We start from the raw sequence: 19072 nt of genomic DNA, 5'->3' as shown, positions 1-19072 counted from the left end.
CTGTTAAAAATTATTGATGAAGATCCCGAAATCGCCTGTGGCTGCCGATTTGAACAGCAATGCCTGCCATACGTTGTTCAGGGCTATGTATTTGTCAACCTCGGCCCGGTTAAGGGTATAAAGCGCCTGTGTAAAATCAACTATATTTGAAAGTCCGTTTTTATACAGTGTATATTTTTGAATGTAAGCGTTGTTAGCGGCCGAAACTTCAACCGGTACTTCGTTCACATTTTTCAGGGCATTGCCTATGCGTGTTTCGGCCAATGCGCGCTGTGCTTCCAGTTGTTTGTCAATCAGCTCATAATCATTCTTCAGCTGTTCTGAAGTATATTTTTGCGATTGTACCTGGTAGTGGGTCCTGAAAACGCTTGTAAAATTCCATATTACGCCCACGCCAAACAGGTAATTGTAACGTGTTGGGTCAACACCTGCTCCATAACTGCCCGTGTAACTATCCTGGTTAGTGCCATAGTCCGACTTAAAGCCCGATCCTCTACCCTGATAAACACCAAACAAACTAAAGGTTGGCAATGCAAAAGTGCGGAGGTACTTAGCCTGCTGATCGCTCACGTTTACCCTGTTTTGGTAAAATTTCAAAGTTGGGTGATCAGTAGCGGCAACAGCGCTCAAAGCCTCCAAATTATTTGGCTGTTTGGTAATAAAAGCGCTATCCAACTGAAACTCCTGCGCCGGGATCCCTAAATAAATCGATAGTTGGTTGCTTTGATCCTGTACCGTTTGCTGAGAATTGGTAAGCGCGATTTTAGCGTTAGATACCTCGGCATTGGCCAGTGATGAATCCACACCCGGATTTAAACCGTTCTTTACCCGGGCAACGACAACTTTTTGCAGTTCCATAGCGCGGTTGAGGTTGTCCTGCTGAGCTTTGGCAAGCTGCTGCGCTGCCAGTAAGTTTAAATACGTGGCTGCAACGCGAACCTGGTGCTGAAATTGCTCCTGTGCAAGATCAGTTTCATCGCGTGATACGATTGTTTTTTGTACGCCAATCCTTTGCTTCGATTTGCCGAAGGCGAAAAAGTCCCAGCTAACGTTGGTCAAATAAAGTGCGCCAAAGGCGGCATTCCAGTTCTGTTTGGCCAAAGCCGGGCCGGATGACGATACCGATAAACCACGGTAGCCATAAGATGGTCCGTTTTGGCCGTTCACTGTTCCGTAGTCCTGCTGCGCGGAGAAGTTTACATCCGGCAGATACTCCGTTTTTGTTTCTTTGAGGTATGCCTTAGAGGCGTTAAGCTGGTTTGCCTTCGACTTGATTGAAGCATAGTTAGCAAGGGCCATTTGTTCAGCATCCTTAATGGAAAGGACTTTTTGCTGAGCTTGTACGTGTAAGACATATGAAACACTCAAAAAAAACAGGAGTAATTTTTTTGAATTTGTGTTTAACATGAGGTGTATTTTATACACTGCAAATGTATACCTATATGATTCATGAGAAAAATGAATTAATTTTGTGTAAATCATTAGCAAAACTAATAATGAATATTGCATTACATCATTTCAGGTTAGTTGACACCATTTCAAAAGAAGGATCGCTGACCAAAGCAGCGAGTGCTTTACACCTAACTCAATCAGCCCTGAGCCACCAGTTAAAAGAACTGGAAAAAGAACTGGATATAGACGTATTCCATCGCCAGGGAAAGAAACTACAACTAACCGAAGTAGGGTACCGTTTTCTACGAAGTTCGGAAAAAATATTAGCCGAAATACGTACCCTTGAAGAAGATATTAACAACTATAAAAATGGTAAAACAGGCAAGCTTAATATCAGTATGCAATGCTATACGGCATACCACTGGTTGCCTGGCGTAATTAAGGATTTCAAGAGCCAATGGCCTGATATTAACATAAATATAGTTTCGGATGCAAGCCGCCGTCCACTCGAATACCTCATGCGCGGCGACCTTGATTTGGGCATTGTACGCACCCAAATGGTGAATACACAAATCGTTTATGAACCTATTTTTGAAGACCGCCTGATATGCATTTTACCGGTCGATCACCCGCTGACAAAAAAGGCTGTTATTGACATCTGCGACTTCCAGGATCAGGAGTTGATCCTCGCTCTTTATGACCCCTCATACCAGGAAACCCCGGTCATCGAAACATTGATCCAGGAGCAGCATGTGAAGCCCAAAACCCTTAGCCGGATCCACTATACCGATGCCACAATTGAGATGGTAAATGCAGGCCTCGGAATTAGCGTTATGGCCGATTGGATTGTGAAGCCATACCTGCCCGGTAAACACATTGTTACAAAGCCACTGCACCATAGCATAGCAAAACGTACATGGTATGCCGCCACCTGTAAGGATACCCCGGCAATTCAGAATTTTTTGAGCTGCCTCAAGAACCATTTCTGCAAAACCGAGTTATTGTGCAATGATGCGGAAGAGGTTGCTGCTTACCCCGAACTACGTGCGATATAGCCCACTGATATTTTTGATATTTACGCTGAACGGCCTTTATGCACAGGTTGCATTAAGGCCGTTTCCGCAACATTGCCGATATACCGCCGGTACTATTAAACCTAATCATCATAGTCAGCAACAACTGGATAAACAGGTAACCGCTTTTTATGATCAATGGAAACACCGGTACATAAAACCGGGCTGCGATAAAGGCCAATTTTATGTTTGGTTCGAAAAACCCGGTAAGGAATGTGTATCCGAAGGGCAGGGTTACGGCATGATCATTACCGCGCTGATGGCCGGATATGATAAACAAGCCAAAACCGTTTATGACGGTTTATACAATTACTACAAAGCTCATCCCGCTAAAACATCACCTTATTTAATGGCCTGGGCACAGGTAAAAAACTGTAAAAACCTCGACAGAAGTACAGCTACCGACGGCGATATGGACATAGCCTACTCCCTGTTATTGGCCGATAAACAATGGGGCAGCAAAGGCAATATCAACTATCTGCAGGAAGGGAAGAACGCCATGGCGGCAATTATGCATTATGAGATCAATCCGAAAACGTTTTCTGTTTTATTAAGCGATGGCAGCGACGGAGATAGCGAAGATTATTATGACATGCGCTCATCTGATTTTATGCCTTCCAATTTCAAAGCATTTGAAGGGGCATCAAAAACCGGTAAATGGCAAAAAGCTATTGATAACAACTACCGCTTATTTAACTATCTGCAAAAAACTTATAGCCCGGACGCCGGCCTGGTGCCTGATTTTATCAGAGGTATAAACGCCAAAGCCCGGCCTGCGCAGCCAAACTACATGGAATCAAAGTATGATAGTTATTATAACTACAATGCATGCCGTGTTCCATGGCGCATAGCTACTGATTATTTATTATATGGCGATAAGCGCGCAAAAGCTTTTGTAACCCCAATAAACAGATGGATCAGGCAAACTACCAATGGCAACCCTGATAATATTTCGGCCGGGTATACGCTTGAAGGAAATGACATTAACGGTAGATACTTTGAAGCGCTGAGTTTTATAGCGCCATTCGCTGTATCAGCGACGGTTGATCAAAGTAACCAGCAATGGCTTAATAAAGTTTGGGATTACCTGGTAGCCTTTAAACTGAAGGACTACGATTATTACGATAATACCATCAAGATGCTGGATATGATCATAGTGAGCGGAAATTGTTGGAAGGTGGAATAAATTGATACAGACGAATAATTTAATTAAATTTGATTATGCTTACAGTTCAAGTAAAATTATCCGTAGAAGACATTATCAATTCATTACCCGATTTGAACGCTAATGAAGTTGATAAACTTCAGAACGCTATTGCTGTATTGAAAAACGAAGAAGCATTACAACAGGCGATTAACGAGGGCTTAGAAGATATAAAACAGGGCAGGGTAACTCCACATGACGTAGTAATGCAGGAAATTAAAGCGAGATATAATTACAAGGCGTGAATTTCATGGTTTTGTGGTCAGACAAGGCCAAATCAACTTATTTCGAAGTAATTGAATATCTGGAATATAAATGGACCGAAAAAGAAATTAATGCATTCATTTCCAGAACTGACGGCGTAATCATTAAAATAAGCAATAACCCTTTTCTATTTCAACAGCATAAAGATGATACCTTAATCAGGCAGGCTGTATTACATGAAAATGTCTCACTCATATACCAAATTTCAGAAGATCAAAAATTAATTAACCTTATTACATTTTGGGACAACAGACAGAACCCAACTAAACTAAAAGTAAAATAACACCCTCCTACTCATACCCTAATAACATTTCCGCAGCTCTTAATCCACTGGTAAGCGCCGCCTCAACAGTTCCCATTGCCGTTCCTTCATACAGATACTCACCTGCGAAAAAAAGGGTATCACCAATAGGATGGCTTAATATTTTCCGTGCCCCGGCGGTTTCAACGGTATCATAACTATATGACCCGCGCGAGAACGGATCGATTGTCCAGTTGATTACATTCCAGGTGAGGAGTTTTTCTTTCAGCTTCGCGATATCGATCTTAAAAATATTGGAGATGGAGCCAAGTGCTTCTATCAAAACATCCTCGTCGCTGGTATTCAAACGTGCGGCTGCAGGCGGACCACCGAGCCAGCCGGTAAGCAGCGGGCGATGTACAGGCATCTGTGTCCACCAAACCGGAATTGCTTCGTTTGAAAACAGGAAACCCATATCTTCCAGATCGGCACCGGTCATTTGCCGGGTTTCATCGTTGTACCAAAATGCTTCATCAAACTCCAATAAAACTTTGATCACAGCCCCAAAACCAAGTGATTTTAAGGCTTTGGTGTAATAATCAACAGGCGGGTCAAAACTCAATGTGCCTTTCAATCCGGCTTCAGCCTGTAGTATGCCCAGTGGTACAGCAACCAGCAGTTGCCGGGCCTGATAGATGATCCCTATGTCTGTGCTTACAGTAACATGATGTTGCCCCCAGTCAATATCTTTTGCAACAGCATTAAGGTAAATATGGCCGCCTGCCTGTTTAAACTCATTTGCCAGGTAGCTGATCAACGTGCAATAACCACCTTCTACACGGTACTGTGCATCCTCATGCTCATTTTGCCACTCTTTACGGATAGAAAAGGCGCTGGCTTTTTTTGGATCGGCATTGTCATAACCGGACACATATCCCCGCACAGACTCCCGGAGACCGGCATACTCTTCGCCCGAAAACTCTTGTTGCATGAAATCCTCAATGCTCATATCATGCTTCAGCTGCATGATACTTTCCAAAAATTCGTCCCAATGTTCAATTACATGCCCCTCGGCTATAAACTTCCCGTCATCATATTTCCACATAGAGGCGGAGGCCGGGGTATATTTAATACCGGCTTCATTGAGCAGGCTTTGGGTTATGGGTAAATCGCCATGAATAAATTCGGCGCCCAATTCGGCGGGCTCGAGGGAGGTACCATGTTCCAATGTATGAATGCGGCCACCAAGCCGGTTACGTCCTTCAAGCAGCACAATGTTTTTACCTGCTTTGGCAAGCGTACGGGCTGCCATTAAGCCTGCTGCCCCGCCGCCTATGATAATTACATCTGTATTTTCCATATGTAAAATGCGTTGAGCAAGATAAGCAGATTTTTAAAGCAGAACCTGTATAGCAAGTAATTCTTAAACAAAATTTAACACAGATGTCTATCGACTGTCGCAAGTATGTAGCGAAGGGATTATGGGTGGGTTACTTGTGCCCTCGACTTCTGCAGCCAATTGGACAAGACAAGAAGAAGAGGCACAAGTAGCCTTCACCCCCAGGCAGCCCGACATACTTGCGCCAGTCGCAGCCAGTTGCAATGACAAAAAAAGTTCAAAATAACATTTGTTATTAAATGAAAAGCTCTTACTGCAATGCTATCACCTGCTTATCCAAATTCCAGCCTTCAAGCAATATTGTTGGTTTTACCGTACCCAGCTTAGCTACCGGGGCACTAACGGACACAGTGATACTTTCATGCGGGGCAAGGCTAAAATAATTACCTGTCCAGTAGCTTGGCATCACCTCTTCACCATTTTTCATCAGTTGCGGGCGGACGAAGAACGCCAGTTGGTTTGAGTTATTGGTGAACTGCATAGTCCATTTATTTTCGCTTGCACTTTTTTCGGCTTTGATTTCTTTGGCTTGTACCTGTGCATGCTTCATATCATTCAGCGTTGTAAAGTCATCGGTAGCTGAAAGCCAGTATACATTGTGTGATACTGTTTTGCCTGCGTTATTGGTCAGGTTCAACACCACAAAGCTTACACCGCTGCTGGCTGCAAGGGCATCTTTAAGCTGTATCACTTCCTTAACACCTGTTTGTGACAGCCCTACATTACCAACCTTTGCCGATTTAACCAGCTTGCTACTGATATCATAAATATCGGCCGTTGCGGTTAAACTGCCGGTTGCATGGTGCGTACGGTTTATAATAGCTATCGACGAATTATCATAATTATACTGAATGTGGATAGGTTCGCAGGCATTTTGCATGGTGTAGTAGCCTGCGTTAGGTTCAAGGTACCAATCGTAAATCTGCCATATTACACTTGGCAGGGCTGCATTTAGCTTCCAGAGCATCACGCCACCTGTTTCGTTCAATTTATGACCATCGGCCTCAAAAATACCCTGGTATCCTACAGCGTTCATGAGCTGCATCTTGTCTGAAAAATTAACAATACTGCTTGGCTTACCATACCTTTTGGCCATTTCTTCATAGTACTTATCATACTTACCTGCACCGGTAGCCGCATCATGATAGCCCCATGAATTATTAAGGGGGAAAGGCAAATTGGTATCCCAAACCAGGTTAGGGATGATCTTTGGCAACGTTGTATACGGTGGTTGTGACGGCAGGCCGGTTTCGTCTTTAAACACCCAGTCCTTAGCATCATTGGCCAGCTTGTAGTAGTCTTTAGGGTCTTTCCACTCGTACGGGCCGCCGCTGTAAACGCCCGATGGCATCTCATCAGGCCATGAGCCTTTCCAACCGGCAGGCAGTTTGGCAAAGCCGGACGAACTTGGAATGAACGGACGTGTACCATCTAAAGTGATGATATCATTACGCATTACATCATATAATTCTTTACGGGCGTGGCCTTCGTTCCCCCCAGTCCATACCAATAAACTTGGGTGGTTACGGATGCGATAAATGGTGCTCTCCACGTTTTTAATGAACACGTTGCCTTCAAGCGGCCAATCTGGCGAGCCTTTAAATTCGCCCTGGGTATCGCCGGTGATCCAAAAATCCGACCATACCATTTGCCCATATTTATCGGCAGCATTCCAGAAAGCATCGGGCTCGGTAACACCACCACCCCAAATACGTACCAGGTTAACATTGGCATTGCGGCAAAGGTGCATTTCATAATCATAACGGGCAGAATCGCGGTTTACCATCATATCCGGTACCCAGGCGCCACCTACCAAATGCACTTCCTTACCGTTTACATAAAACTTACGGCGCACAAAACCGTTGGCTGTGGTTTCGGCTTTTGAGGCAACCTTGCGGATCCCAAATACAAAAGTGGTATCATCGCTTATCGTGTTTCCCTCGGCATATTGCATACGGATACGGTACAGGTTTGCTTTACCATAACCATTAGGCCACCATAATTTAGGCTGACGGATGATCAGCTGGCTAATCTTATCTGCATTTAACTCCACCACTTTTTCAGCACTGGCTGGCACTACTACAGGTTGGTTAAACTGAACCGGAGCACCTGCAAAATTGTCGGGTTTTATGCTAACAGTTAGCTTACCACCGTGCGTTGCGGTTGTATTGTTGGTCAATGTTAAATTTAACGAAAGCTTAGCTATACCTGTATCAGGCAGGCTTGGTAAATCAGTAACCAGTTTTGGCCTGCCAATAGTCACCGCACCAGTAGTACGTAAAAAAACCGGTTGCCAGATGCCCATATTACGGTCGCGCACCGGCGGGATCCAGTCCCAGCCCGATGAACAAAGCATAGTCACGTTTTTGCCGATATCACCGGAAGGGCCTCCATTTTCATAAAACGGGCCGAGTGCTTTTAATTGCTCTTTTGCAGGATAGCCCGGATAATCAAGCGGATATATTTTTACTGCGAGGGCGTTTTCGGCACCGGCTTTAACAGCATCGCTTACATCCAGGTTATGCTCGGCAAACATTCCGGCCATTTGGGTGCTGTCGGCAATTTGCTTGCCGTTAAGCCATACAGCTGCCCGGTAGTTGATCCCTTTAAATATCAATTGAAAACGGCGGCCTTTGTCGCCAGCTGGCACTTTAAAAGTAGTGCGGTACCAGTAAGGTTTTTTCCAGGGATTAGGGTCATTAGGTAAATGACTGTATTGTTCCAGGTTATATTCTTTGTTGAATTGATCGGAGGCATCAGGAATCAGCAAATTGTTCAGCCCCTGGTACGGGTCGGGATAAATATGGTTAGCTACTAATCCGGTAAGTACTGTTGAGGGCACTTTTACCGGGAACCAATATACTGGTGAATGATATTGCGCATTGGAAAGTTCGGGGCCGGAGGCACTTATCAATGCAGAGGATTGCAGATCGAAATTGCTTAATTTAACTTGTTTTACAACTCCTGATTGTGCCGATACAAAGGCAGGCAAAAGACAGGCGCCTATCAGATTTAAAGCAGAGCAGATACTTTTGTTCATTTAATATATTAATAAATATCGTTGTAAAACTACTTAACATACAGCCAGATACAGCTGTACTTATTTATCAATTTGTTGTACAAATGATACGTTTTAGGGATTTAGTAAAACATTTTACTGATTTGGCGGAACATTTTTAAAAACCATGCCATTGCGATGAGGAACGCCCCCGGCCAATGTTGGTGTTGTCACCAACATTTTCCCTAAACAGCTATGTTGACGCAGAAAAAGTTGTTGGTGACAACACCAACAACGGCGGAGCGATATATAGTTTGCAGTTGGATTGACTCTACTGACAATCGGGGGTTAACAGGGTTAACAGAATTCAGGGTTAACATTTACGTATGTAATTAATAATCAATTAATTGAGTGTTTTTTATACTAAAAATGTGTTAACCCCTTTTTGTATAAATATTAGCAGCTAAATATCAATTCACAGGCAACAAAACACGAAGGGTGGTCAATTCGATTTATGATACATCCTCAAGAAAAGAATAATGAAAACTACTTTTTGATGGTTTTATTCTGCAGCACAATGACAGGTTCATACAGATCCCAATTGGGTTTATAGTCCTTTTGGTTCATGAGGCCCTGTGCCCCTACCGAAAAATTACCCAAGACAAGATCGGTATCGCCATCGCCGTCAATATCACCGGCATCCATCGAAATCCATCGGCCTAATAAATTAACCGGTACCTCATGAACTTTAAACTTACCCGGACTAAGCTGTTCATGGTAGGTAAAACCTTCGGTAGGATGATATTTATAATCGGGGAAGAAAGCGATAACGGCCAGGTCGAGATCCCCATCCTTATCAAAATCGGCAGCTATGGCTTTGGAGCAGCCATTGATATGGTAAAAGTAGGTTTGCTTAAATTTCCAGTTGCCCTGGTTTGTAAAAATGTAAACACCATGGTAGGGCTTAAATATGGGAGAGTAATCGTTGTTATCTCCGCAAGTATATACTATATCAAGTTTACCGTCGTGGTTAATATCAACTAATTGAAAACTGCTCGAACCATATACAGACGGAAAACGCATGATGTTTTTGGTAGTGAAGCGCCCGTTTTTATCATTCAGGAACAGCCAGATGCCTTCATCGGCCTGGGCAAACAGGCAGGCAATGTCAGGCCAGCCATCTCCGTTAAAATCACCTGTATAAACAATTTCCGGGCCTGGAACAGCACGGATGACCTTTCTTTTGAAGGTATGGTTAGCCCCTTGCTGCAAGAGGAATAAACCACCCCTATCGCGGCCAAAACCACAGCTTACATAATCCATCAGGCCATCTTTATTGAAATCGGCCGCAGCGCTTTTAACCGGGCGCGGCAGGCTATCGGCCATTAAAGACGTATCTTTTGATTTCCCGTCGAGATTAATATGTGTTAGTGTGCCCTTAAGCTGGTCGTTTGGCGGCAGGATCCCGATGCAGGTGATTACGGCGCTATTGGCTTCTGTTACTGACCGATAAAACGTAGCATCAGTTATCGGCGAATGGAATTTTTTGATCAGTGTAGCCGAGAGGTCGCTATTCCAGCGGTAAAGCTTATTGCCGGCACCGCCTGTATAAAAATGTCCGTCAACATCATTAAACTTAACCATTGTGGTCATGGCCTCTCCCGATTTAGTGTCAATATTAGCAGGCCTTTTTACCGAAAATATAGCCGAATCGAGCACTGCACCGGGCTTGGGAATTTTTAGTTTTTTAGGCGAAGCGTACCGGTAATAAACCACAATCTTTGTCCAATCGGCAAGTGATAGTGTGGCCCCTGGCCCGGCTATGTATTGATCCATAAAAGGCTGCATGCCTAATTTACGTCCCATCGCAGGCAGGATATATTTATCCCAGGTGACGCTATCCAACAATGAAGCATCGGGCGGCTCATGGCAGCTGCCGCAATGCTTGACGGCCGTCTTTTTTGCATCTGCCAAAAGCTCTTCGTCGCTCGGTTCATTATTGCCGCAGCTGTTTAAAGCTGCTATCAAAATAGTAATCAGTACCGTGGCCAGTAATAATATGTTAAGCTTTTTTACCTTCACACCTCCTTCTTTCCTCATCTACAATTTGGATATAGCTTTACTTTTTAGTGTGATTTTCAAGTACGATCAGGGGCAGGTGCTGATCCCAATTGGGTTTAAAACCGTCCTGAAACATAAAGCCATCAGCATAATTACCTAACACAAGGTCGGGCTTGCCATCCTTGTTCAGGTCGGTCATTTCCATACACATCCAGTGACCAAGCTGGCTAATTGGTAAAGCATGGGGTTTAAAATCGAAAGGTTTAGCCTGCTCAAAATAAACAAACTCTTCGGCTGGTGTATTTTTCATATCAGCGAAGAAGGCTATAGTAGCAATATCAATGTCACCGTCGCCATCAAAATCGGCAGCAATGGCTTTTGTACAGCCGTTTACAGGGTAAAACCAGCGTTGTTTAAAATTCCAGTCGCCTGTATTGGTAAAAATGTACAAACCATGGTACGGCTTAAGGATCCGTGAATCGCGGTAGTTATAGCCGCATGTTAATACGAGGTCAAGCTTGCCGTCATGGTCCATATCAACCAATTGAAAGCTGCTTGAACCATACACCGGCGGGAAATGCAGCAGGTTTCGCGTAGTAAACCCTCCATTTTTATCATTTAATAACAGCCAAAGCCCTTCATCACCGCTGCCAGTCAGGAGCATCACATCCGTCCATCCATCGTTATTAAAATCGCCGGCTAAAGCTTGTACCGCGCCTGGCTTATCGTAAATAGTTTGTTGCTCATAAGTATGATCTTTATTTTGTTTGAGCAGGTAAACGCCGCCTTTAAACTTACCCTGGCCGCAAACTACAACATCCTGCAAGCCATCCTTATTAAAATCGCCTGTTACCGTACCAACGGGCCGGGGCAGATCTGATGCGATATAAGTTTGTTCGTTGTTAACATGCTGCGCGTCAAGGTTCACTTTAACTACTTTACCATTCGGAAAATCAACCGGTGCCATACGCCCGATGCAGGCGAAAAAGCCCACATTGTTCCCGATACTATCCTTGCCAAAACTAACTCCAACTGCAGCTGATGGAAATTTCGCGAGGGAGTCCATTTTTAAATTATTATCCCAGGTATTCAATTTTTCATCCACCGCATCGGCACTATACATACGCCCTGTAGCCGCATTAGTAGCAAGCATGGTAGTAAAAGCGGTGTAACTTACCGGTGCAGGCTTTTTAAGCGTAAAGCCAGCCCAATCATTTATCAATGGGATGGGCTTTTTAGCCGGCAGCAAGGTGTCGGGCGCTGCCTTTTTATAATAATCTAAAATGGCTGTCCATTCGGCAATAGTTGCACCGGCAGTATCAAGCGGATTGTTTTTATAGTATGACGAGCCTCCGTAAGTTGAGATATGCAGCAGCGGCGCCATATTAACCAGTGTGTGGTTAAGCCAAACATCTTTTGGCAATGCATCAACGGGCACTAACGAGTGGCAACGGGTACACTTTAATTGTATCAGGTTTTTACCATCAACTATAACGTCGCCGGTAAACTTATAAGGTTGGTATGCCGGTTTACGCTTGCAACCATTGATGAGCGTTAAACCGGCTAATAATGCAGAGAATGAAAAAAGATATGATATGGTTAATACGCTTTTTTTAAAATTCATAAAATAGCTAACCTCTTATTTTTTAAGTTTTAATTTTTTCCAGATGTATTCGCCTACCTGTTTGCCTTGTACAGCACCCTGATCAACGCTATTGCGGAAGTGGATACCACCGTAAAACCTGCTTATCGAGGTTTCATCGGCAGCTTTCAAAAATGAGTCGAAATGGCGCTGCATGCCTATATAACGCAGATCGCTGGTATCCTGATAGGCAAAATTATCGCCAAATAAATGCGTAAGTACCACCGCCGAAGCACCACTTATATCACTATGCCCGCTCGGGTATTCGGGGAATGGCGGCGTTTGCAGCATAGGTAGCCAGTCGTGGTCAATTTTATCGTTAATAATAGTTACGGGCCTTATATAGTTAGTTTCATATTTAACCTGCCAGCCGCAAATAAAGGCATCGTACAAAGCTATTGAAGTAAGCGCGTAGGCCTGGGCGGTTTTTATAACATCAGCATGGGTTTGCTTACAGGCAATAGCTGTTATACCAATCCAATGCCCACCAGGAGTGATTTTTTTATTGGCAAACATCATATGACCGTTATGCTGAATCACAAAGGGATTATCATCCCAAAAACGGGCAATCTCTACCTGTTCTGGTGTGATGTGCTTACTCAGGTCATATACCTCCTGTGTTTGCTTAAAATACTCGCTGTTTTTATCCTCACTAAAGGCGGGCGGGGGCGGCAACGGGAACATGGTTGAGGTATCAACCGCGAAGGTGTGCATAGTACCCCAGCAAAACTCTACGCCGTCCAGGTAATCGGGAGGTGTAGGATGCCAGTTGCCAGGATTATCATTACCCAAAAACCTTGGCTTGCCGCGGGTTTGGGGATAATTATCAACCGCTGCCCTTTTTAAAATGTACTTACCTATCTTTTCGCCAAATGCCATTGAGCGGGCATAGGTTGAATCATCAAGATTATCTTTATACATGGCATAAACCTTAGCCTCGTATTTTTTGAGCGAATCGATAGAAAAGGTAACCTTATGAGCTACTGCAAAAAATGCCGATGTTGCCGCGAGCGTGTAATTATACTTTACCCCGGCCTGCGGCTGGGGCGGTTTTCCAAAGCCCTTTAACTGTGCGGTAATTGAATTATAATCGGGATTTTGATAACGAAGCGCCTCATATGCTGCCAGCGTGGTATATCCATAAATACGACTTGAAACCGGGGGGCTGAATACATCATAAATAATAACCTGCGTAAGCTGATCAACGTTGTTATGAATAACATCAGCATCTTTGATCAGCGGGATCTTTTTAGGCTTAGTTCCGCAGCCTAAAATAAGGGCACAACCCGCAACGGCTATAAATATCTTAAAGCATCTCATTTATAATAGTTTAGTTAATTGGTACATTTCGTTGATGGCCATAACTGTCGGTTACAGTTACCGATGCCATGTTATCATCAATATTAATGAATCTGCCCGATTGAGACAAGAAAGAATTACCATTATAAAACTCCTGTTTAGCAGTTTTACCATTTTTATATTTTATGGTTGCAAATACATCAAGCGGCTGCAGGCTATACGTTTTAACGGGCCTTTTCAGCTCAAATAATTTCATCCTGTCACGATTTTGAGTAGCTGCCAATAAGTAATTACCCCTGGCCCCTTTAAGTTTCACCAAAGCCTTACCATCACCCGGAATATAAATACCGCTTTGCATAATGCTAAGCGGTTTAAAACCTCCCTTACCATCACCCTTTAGCAATAAACCGTTAAAAGCATCGTAACGGCCTGTTGCCACTTCGGTGCCATAGTCATTGCCGTTCAGTGCAACATCCAGGTTACCATCACCATCAAAATCATCAACAGTAATGCCGCATAGTTCAGACATTTGCGCCTCAACCGGCAGCGGAATGGCGGTAAATTTACCACCGCCGTCATTACGCAAATAAACCGACTGCAGGTAGTTCACTTTTAAACGCAATGCGCCCTCACGCATTTTTGGTGTGATCACCGAATCCATTGTTGCTGTTGCAAACGAGCGGTAATTCTGGAACCTGATACGCATGCTGATCATTTGCTTCACAATATCATCGCGGCCAAAAGCCGGGAATTCCTGCAGCTGTCCATCCTGATCCTTCAGAAAAACGGAAGGGAAAGCATCATAACTGCCATTGTTGTCAAAGTCTTTAGCGGTAATATAAATAGGGTATTGATCGCTTGCCTTATAAAAAGTATTTAAACCGGTATTGCCTACAATGTAATCCGTATCACCGTCGTGGTCAAAATCGCCGGAGGCAATAGTGTTCCACCAACCAAGCTTGTTTTCAACGCCGGTGTTTTGCGTTACGTTTTTGTATACCCCATGATCATTTTTAAGGAAAGTGATAGGCATCCATTCGCCGGTAAGGATCAGGTCGGGCCAGCCATCGTTATTAAAATCGGTAAATGTGGCGTCACAAACCAGGCCAATATTATTCAATTCTTTTGCTGCCGATGCAGATACGTCGGTAAATTTAACAACGCCGTTTTTGCTGTCGTTACGCAAAATAAAACTTGAAACCGGCTTAGGATAGTTCCAGGGATCTACACGGCCGGATATAAACAAGTCCATTTTGCCGTCACGGTTTATATCTGCCGCTTTCACACACATTTTACTGGTGAGGTTTTTAGGCAGGGCATCCGGCTGCAGTTTAAAGTTTCCTTTACCATCGTTAACATAAAGCCTGTCCTGGTAGTTTGATGAACCGGGCTCACTTTCATAACCGCCGCTGGCTACATAAAGATCAGGGTCGCCATCGCCATCGGCATCAAAAAGCAGCATACCTTCATCCTTAACCCTAACCGGCGATATCATATGCGCCATATCATTAGGATTACCAACGGGGGCAATAGTTTTGGGCTGAGGTACCAGGTCGCGCTGAATAAATTTGCCACTGGCCTGCTGCAATAGTAATTGAGCCGGGTATTTGGTAGTACCGCCAACCACCATATCGTCCAAACCATTACCATCTACATCGCCAACCGCTATGGCCGGCGTATATTCCGACAGTTTATGCGGAAGCAGTTTCTGAACATTAAAGTCGATATAATCCTGATCGTTATGTTTGTAGCTTATACCTGCCGATTGAGTGATATCTTTGAACAATGCGGTGTTATCAACCGAAGGCTGTTTATTGTTATAATCAAGCTTTGCATCGCCAATTTTAACCTGGAGTGTTTGATTAGTTTTAACATTGGTAAGCAACTGTTTTTCACCGTTATCCCAGCGGATCACCACCGAATCGAGTTGAGATACATTACCCAGGCCAAAGTGGGCAATATCCTGTATGGTGGATAAATAACCGCGGTAAGGTGTATTTTCATAGTACTGGTGTTTGCCATGATCGTAATAAATATCGGCAAAAGCGCCAAGGCCGTTAAGGTTTTTAGCCCCGCCATGAAACTGTATATGTAAGTAGTTACTACTGTTTATTGCTTTTTTACGGGAGGTATTTCTGTAGATCATGGCTTCATCATTGATATTGTTGATCACCATATCCATTGTGCCGTCATTATCCAGGTCGGCATAGGCGCATCCATTTGAAAACGAGGGGGTACCAAGTCCCCAGCTTTTGGTTACATCCTCAAACTGCACTCCGTTAGTATTACGGAAAGCGTAATTAGGTATTTTCACAATCGGGATCTGGTCGAGCACCTGTTGGGTTGACGCTACCGAATAGGCCATTTGCCTGAAAGTTATAAAATCATGATCGGTTACATCGCGCGGATAGCCGTTGGTTATTACGATATCACGGTAGCCGTCATTATCAAAATCGGTTATCATGGGCCCCCAGCTCCAGTCTGTTTGTCCAACACCACTTAAAAAAGCCACATCGCTGAATGAAGGATCACCGATGGAATCATTGCTGCCAATTCGCGGACCATTATTCAATTGTAAAGTATTACGGGTATACTGGTATTGATATTGATACCTGTCAAAGTTTTGAAATACCTGGTAATTGTTAGGCGGCATGAACATCTTTTTGCGGTAATTATCCTCGGGGTTCATGTCCACCTCAAAAACATCAGCAAGGCCATCATTGTTCACGTCCTCAATATCCTGCCCCATGGCGCTGAAGGCGGTGTGTTTAAAATATTCCTGTACCTTATCGGTAAAAGTGCCGTTACCGTTATTGATGTATAAAATGTTATCGGTTAAAAAATCGTTAGTTACGTAAATGTCTTTCCATCCGTCGCGGTTAATATCAACAATGGTAGCCGCGTGACCGTAGCCTTCGGTGCCGATGCCTGCCTGTTTTGATACATTGGTATAAATCGGGTGTTTTAGCGCCGGATCCCAGTCGCAGCGGTAAAGCTGTCCGGTGCTCCGGTGACTTCCATTAGTAATTATCGGCCTGAATGTGCTTTGATTATCGCCGGCTACAGCCTCATTAACCGTGAGGTACATATCCAGGTCGCCATCGTTATCATAATCAAAAAACGAAGCCATGGTTGAGTGAAGCTTTACATTAAGGCCATATTCTTTAGCCATTTCTTTAAAACGTGGTACACCATCTTTACCTATGCCCTGGTTTACGTAAAGCAGGTTGGTGCGCTTAACCGAATCATCAAGCAAGGTATAACATACGTAAAGATCCATAAGGCCATCGTTGTTGATATCAACAACGGCCACTCCCCTGCCCCATCCGCCGCTGCCGCCAACACCTGCGGTTGATGTAACATCATCAAACGTCATATCGCCTTTATTAAGGTATAGTTTATTTGATGTGGTATTGGCAACAAAGTAGATATCCTGCAAGCCATCATTATTGAAATCGCCTATTCCCACACCGCCACCATTATACAGGTTAAGTTTGGTAAGGGGGTTTATGGTATCATTTTCAACAATTTTATTATTAAAGGTAATACCCGAATGCGAAGAAGGGACCTGTTCAAAAAGTGTAGCTTTTTTACAGGCACTAAATAAAACGGCAACCAGGCATACAAGGGGAAGGGTGTACTTCATTATTGGTTAGTAAACTATAAAAAAAGGTGGAGATAATTATCTCCACCTAAAGTTAAATATTTAAAATCAATGGTTAATTAATAACCAGGGTTTTGTTTAAGTTTTGAAGAACCTGTTGCACCTGAAAGGTCGATCTGGTTTTGAGGTATTGCATAATACTCATTTTTACCTTTTGTGAAATGCGCACCGTTTAATTGCGAGTTGATGTTTATATCATATGCAAAAAACGCATTAATCTCATTAGCCATACTGCCTGTACCCTGATCCCAACGTTGTAAATCGAAGAAACGCTGGCCTTCCATAGCCAATTCCAGCTTTCTTTCGAAATGAATAGCTGTGCGGGCATAGTTTTTATCAGCAAACGCACCAGCAGGGTAAGGGCTAACTACGTATTTATCAGCTTTGGTGGTTTTATCTGTATACTCAGACTTTGTGGCGTCATAGTCGCTGTTTTTATAGACCCACCAAATAGGATTGGCAGCACGCGTACGTACCATATTAACGTAAGTTAACGCTTTGTTAACATCACCTACTTCTACCTCTGCTTCTGCAGCCATTAAAAGCACATCGCTCCAACGCATAAGGTTAACATTGTTTGAAGTAACTTCGTTAGCAGCCCAGTAGTTTTCAGTACTTGAGTTGGTACCTTTTTCGCTTGATGAATATACGTTTTTGCGTGGGCTGAATACACCATCCGTAGGGTCACGGATCCATTTTGGCTCAGGATTGCCCCAGTCCAAATATGGAATATTAGGACGCCCTACTGTAATATCCAAACGCGGATCCACATTACCGGTGTAAGGATCAGTTTTACCGCTTACTTTTTTCCCATCGTTAAACGTGGTAAACAACGGCAAACCATTATCATCTGTTTTAAACGAGTTACCTAATGATTGGGAAGGGTTGAACCAACCGCAGCATGCGCCGGGACCACTGTTGTAAGGGAAGTTCAATTCGTCGCCAGTGTTACCGTTGTTACCGCCTGAGTTATCATTTACTGAAGCCTGAGCTGCAAACACCGATTCAACACTGTTTTTTTGAGCCGAATTGGGGCTGAAGTTTTTTTGCATGTTATCGTTTAATGCAAACTTTTCGCCGGTGGGTTTGATTCCGTTGGTTATCAGATCATCATACAAAGCCTTTGCTTCGGCAAATTTATGCTGAAACATTTTAGCCTTCGCCAGGTAAGCAACAGCTATCCATTTATTAGCACGTCCTTTGTTTGGCTGGGTTGCCGGGATATTGTCGATACCTGCTTGTAAATCTTTTTCAATATCAGGCCATATATCTTTATCGTTGGGCTGGTTGCCATCGGTAACAGTTTCATCAACATAAGGGATCATGTTGTACATTTTCTTCAACTCAAAGTAGTAGTATCCCCTTAAAAACTTAGCTTCACCCATTATTCGTTTTGCCTCAGAGGCCGAAATATCCTTGGCCAAAGGCAAAATGCGCAATACGTCATTTGCACGCACAACACCGCTAAAACACAAGGTGTATTTTGATTGAATATAAGGGTTTGAGGTGGTGTAAGTAAAGTTACCAACTGGCAATGCGTCGTTACCACCATCAGATGGCTCCGAGCCTTTGTAAGCATCGCCGGCGGCCACGCTGCCAAATAACCAGTTTGAACCGGCAGCGTTAATACCACCACCTATCCCACCAACACCATCTAACAGCGAATAAGTGCCTATAAGTAAACTTTCTACTCCAGCCTTGTTAGACAAAAGTTCTTTATTTAAACTTTGCAGGATCGGCCTGTCAAGTATATTTTTTCGACATGCATATACCAGGCACACCGATAGCACTATCAGTGGTACGATCAGTTTTGCTTGTAATTTTTTCATAACTTT

Annotated in this window: 11 protein-coding genes; 3 read left to right on the top strand and 8 right to left on the bottom strand. The window is 43.7% G+C overall.

Annotated features, from left to right (window positions below):
* Positions 1 to 3 precede the first annotated feature (3 nt).
* Positions 4 to 1407, bottom strand: coding sequence for a TolC family protein (locus SNE26_RS01870; protein WP_373695589.1), 1404 nt, complete (start codon positions 1405 to 1407; stop codon positions 4 to 6).
* An 89-nt stretch (positions 1408 to 1496) separates the two neighbouring features.
* Here SNE26_RS01870 and SNE26_RS01865 point away from each other — a divergent pair, with 89 nt between their 5' ends.
* From SNE26_RS01865 to SNE26_RS01855, 3 genes are read left to right on the top strand one after another with little or no spacing between them, the layout of a single operon-like run.
* Positions 1497 to 2447, top strand: coding sequence for a LysR family transcriptional regulator (locus SNE26_RS01865; protein WP_321557685.1), 951 nt, complete (start codon positions 1497 to 1499; stop codon positions 2445 to 2447).
* Entirely contained in the window at positions 2401 to 3651 is a 1251-nt protein-coding gene (locus SNE26_RS01860) for a glycosyl hydrolase family 8 (protein ID WP_321557684.1), read from the top strand. The genes SNE26_RS01865 and SNE26_RS01860 overlap by 47 nt, the downstream gene beginning before the upstream one ends.
* Before the next feature lie 35 nt (positions 3652 to 3686).
* A complete protein-coding gene (locus tag SNE26_RS01855) occupies positions 3687 to 3914 on the top strand; it encodes a hypothetical protein (protein WP_321557683.1) in 228 nt (75 codons plus the stop codon).
* A gap of 309 nt (positions 3915 to 4223) precedes the next feature.
* On the opposite strand, the gene SNE26_RS01850 is transcribed toward SNE26_RS01855, so the two are convergent.
* The 7 genes from SNE26_RS01850 to SNE26_RS01820 form a co-directional block, all read right to left on the bottom strand.
* Complete coding sequence (locus SNE26_RS01850) at positions 4224 to 5543, bottom strand: flavin monoamine oxidase family protein (protein ID WP_373695596.1); 1320 nt, start codon at positions 5541 to 5543, stop codon at positions 4224 to 4226.
* 280 nt (positions 5544 to 5823) lie between these two features.
* Positions 5824 to 8613: a sugar-binding domain-containing protein gene (locus SNE26_RS01845; protein ID WP_321557681.1), complete on the bottom strand. Its 2790-nt coding sequence runs from the start codon at positions 8611 to 8613 to the stop codon at positions 5824 to 5826.
* Positions 8614 to 9117: 504 nt separating this feature from the next.
* On the bottom strand, positions 9118 to 10671 hold the full coding sequence (locus tag SNE26_RS01840) for a VCBS repeat-containing protein (protein WP_321557680.1): 1554 nt from the start codon (positions 10669 to 10671) through the stop codon (positions 9118 to 9120).
* 19 nt (positions 10672 to 10690) lie between these two features.
* Positions 10691 to 12256: a VCBS repeat-containing protein gene (locus SNE26_RS01835; protein WP_321557679.1), complete on the bottom strand. Its 1566-nt coding sequence runs from the start codon at positions 12254 to 12256 to the stop codon at positions 10691 to 10693.
* Between the two features lie 15 nt (positions 12257 to 12271).
* The gene (locus tag SNE26_RS01830; RefSeq protein WP_321557678.1) at positions 12272 to 13594 is read right to left on the bottom strand and encodes a vanadium-dependent haloperoxidase; all 1323 of its coding nucleotides are present in this window, start codon (positions 13592 to 13594) and stop codon (positions 12272 to 12274) included.
* 10 nt (positions 13595 to 13604) lie between these two features.
* Positions 13605 to 17219 carry a VCBS repeat-containing protein gene (locus SNE26_RS01825; RefSeq protein WP_321557677.1) on the bottom strand — a complete coding sequence of 1205 codons (3615 nt, stop codon included), beginning with the start codon at positions 17217 to 17219 and terminating at the stop codon, positions 13605 to 13607.
* 77 nt (positions 17220 to 17296) lie between these two features.
* Positions 17297 to 19066 (bottom strand): RagB/SusD family nutrient uptake outer membrane protein, encoded by a 1770-nt coding sequence (locus tag SNE26_RS01820; RefSeq protein ID WP_321557676.1) that lies wholly within the window; start codon positions 19064 to 19066, stop codon positions 17297 to 17299.
* Positions 19067 to 19072 lie beyond the last annotated feature (6 nt).

The organism is Mucilaginibacter sp. cycad4, from assembly GCF_034263275.1.
GTDB lineage: Bacteria > Bacteroidota > Bacteroidia > Sphingobacteriales > Sphingobacteriaceae > Mucilaginibacter.
The sequence above is the reverse complement of the archived record's forward strand: the minus strand, read 5'-3'. Positions and strand labels throughout refer to the sequence as shown.

Coding starts and splice junctions, on each gene's coding strand:
- SNE26_RS01870 (WP_373695589.1), bottom strand. CDS start 1,407: ATGTTAAACACAAATTCAAAAAAATTACTCCTGTTTTTTTTGAGTGTT.
- SNE26_RS01865 (WP_321557685.1), top strand. CDS start 1,497: ATGAATATTGCATTACATCATTTCAGGTTAGTTGACACCATTTCAAAA.
- SNE26_RS01860 (WP_321557684.1), top strand. CDS start 2,401: ATGATGCGGAAGAGGTTGCTGCTTACCCCGAACTACGTGCGATATAGC.
- SNE26_RS01855 (WP_321557683.1), top strand. CDS start 3,687: ATGCTTACAGTTCAAGTAAAATTATCCGTAGAAGACATTATCAATTCA.
- SNE26_RS01845 (WP_321557681.1), bottom strand. CDS start 8,613: ATGAACAAAAGTATCTGCTCTGCTTTAAATCTGATAGGCGCCTGTCTT.
- SNE26_RS01840 (WP_321557680.1), bottom strand. CDS start 10,671: ATGAGGAAAGAAGGAGGTGTGAAGGTAAAAAAGCTTAACATATTATTA.
- SNE26_RS01835 (WP_321557679.1), bottom strand. CDS start 12,256: ATGAATTTTAAAAAAAGCGTATTAACCATATCATATCTTTTTTCATTC.
- SNE26_RS01830 (WP_321557678.1), bottom strand. CDS start 13,594: ATGAGATGCTTTAAGATATTTATAGCCGTTGCGGGTTGTGCCCTTATT.
- SNE26_RS01825 (WP_321557677.1), bottom strand. CDS start 17,219: ATGAAGTACACCCTTCCCCTTGTATGCCTGGTTGCCGTTTTATTTAGT.
- SNE26_RS01820 (WP_321557676.1), bottom strand. CDS start 19,066: ATGAAAAAATTACAAGCAAAACTGATCGTACCACTGATAGTGCTATCG.